The sequence below is a fragment of the Rhodovulum sp. genome (assembly GCF_011048875.1).
Lineage (GTDB): Bacteria > Pseudomonadota > Alphaproteobacteria > Rhodobacterales > Rhodobacteraceae > Rhodovulum > Rhodovulum tesquicola.
The window spans coordinates 1-1,889 of record NZ_DSDD01000288.1 but is presented as its reverse complement, the minus strand read 5'-3'; the positions used below and the strand labels follow the sequence as shown (position 1 = coordinate 1,889).

The window sequence follows — 1,889 nt, the reverse complement described above, 5'->3', positions numbered from 1 at the left end:
GGCTGCGCGGCACCACGGCCGACTTGATCCCCGATGGCCGGTTCGACCTTATCCGTGGGCGGCTAGACATCCTGTCGCGGCGTTTCGACCTGACCGAGGGGCAGGTCTCCTTGCAGGGCACGCTCGACCCCTATCTGCGTTTCGTGGCCGCGACGCAGACCGGCGACATCACAGCGCGGATCCAGCTTGAGGGCCGGGCCAGCGCGCCGGAAATCCGCTTCCTGTCGGATCCCGACTTGCCCGAGGACGAGGTGCTGGCGCGGCTTCTGTTCGGGCGCGGCATCGAGCAGCTTTCGGCCTTCCAGGCGGTGCAACTCGCCACCGCGGTCGCGGGGCTGGCGGGCGGAAATGGCGGCGGACTGCTGGGCCGGATCCGCGAGGGCACCGGGCTGGACGATCTGGACCTGCGCCAGACCGCCGATGGCGAAACCGAGGTCAGCGCGGGCAAGTATCTGTCGGAGGATCTTTACTCCGAGGTCACGGTCGATGGCGCGGGCCAGACCCGGATCGAGCTGAACTTCGATCTTTCGCCCCAGGTCACGGTGCGCGGGCGGCTGGGGGCCGAAGGCGATACAGGCATCGGGGTCTTCTACGAGCGCGATTACTGACCCGAGGGCGCAGCGCCTCAGCCGTTTCCGCGCCGCACGAAGCGCGCGGCTTCGGCGGCGGCGGTGCGCAACGCGCGGGCCTTGTTCACCGTCTCCTGCCACTCGGCTTCGGGGTCGCTGTCATAGACCACGCCGCCGCCCGCCTGGATATAAAGCTTGTCATCCTTGACGACGGCCGTGCGCAGCGCGATGCACATGTCCATTTCGCCACCGGCCGAGAAATAGCCGACGCCCCCGCCATAGACGCCGCGCTTTTCTGGCTCCAGTTCGTCGATGATCTCCATCGCGCGGACCTTGGGCGCACCAGACACCGTGCCCGCAGGCAGCCCGGCCAGCAGCGCCGACAGCGCATCCTCGCCTTCGCGGATCTCGCCCACCACGTTCGAGACGATGTGCATGACGTGGGAATAGCGCTCGATCACGAATTCCTCGGTCGGTCGCACGGTGCCGATCCTGGCCACGCGCCCAACATCGTTGCGGCCCAGATCGAGCAGCATCAGATGTTCGGCCAGTTCCTTCTGGTCGGACAGCAGGTCGGCCTCGTAGGCCTTGTCTTCCTCGGGGGTGGCGCCGCGGGGGCGGGTTCCGGCGATGGGCCGGATCGTCACCTGCCCGTCGCGCAGCCGCACGAGGATTTCGGGGCTGGCGCCGATCACCTGGAAACCGCCGAAATTGAAGAAGAACATGAAGGGCGAGGGGTTCGTGCGCCGGAGCGAGCGATAAAGCGCAAAGGGCGGCAGCGGGAAATCCTGCGTCCAGCGCTGGGCGGGCACGACCTGAAAGATGTCGCCCGCGCGGATATATTCCTTGGCCTTTTCCACGGCGGCCATGTAGCCGTCCTTGGTGAAGTTCGACACCGGCTCGCCCACCTCGCGCGCCTCGCCGAAATCGCGGGTCTCGGCGGGCACTGCACGGTCCAGGTCGCGCAGCGCGTCCATCACCCGCTCGGCGGCCCGGGCATAGGCCCCGCGCGCCGAAAGCCCGGGTTCGGGCCGCGCGGGCGAGACCACCGTCACCTCGCCCTTGACCCCGTCCAGCACGGCAACGACTGACGGGCGCAGCATCAGCGCATCGGGCAGGCCGAGCGGATCGGGATTGACGTTCGGCAGCCGTTCGACCAACCGGATCATGTCATAGCCCAGATAACCGAACAGCCCTGCCGCGATGGGGGGCAGATCGTCGGGGATCTCGATCGCGCTTTCGGCCAGAACTGCGCGCAGGGTGTCGAGCGGGCTGCCCGACATGGCCTCCCACGCGTCGGCGTCGAAGCGGGCATGTCGG

Annotated in this window: 2 protein-coding genes; one reads left to right on the top strand and one right to left on the bottom strand. The window is 68.1% G+C overall.

Features of this window, described 5'->3' with window-relative positions; genetic code table 11:
• Positions 1 to 608: translocation/assembly module TamB domain-containing protein (locus tag ENN83_RS10100; RefSeq protein ID WP_287186582.1), on the top strand; the 608-nt coding region annotated here is incomplete at its 5' end.
• A 17-nt stretch (positions 609 to 625) separates the two neighbouring features.
• Here ENN83_RS10100 and ENN83_RS10095 read toward each other — a convergent pair.
• A partial coding sequence (locus ENN83_RS10095) for an anthranilate synthase component I family protein (protein WP_287186578.1) occupies positions 626 to 1,889 on the bottom strand: 1,264 nt, incomplete at its 5' end.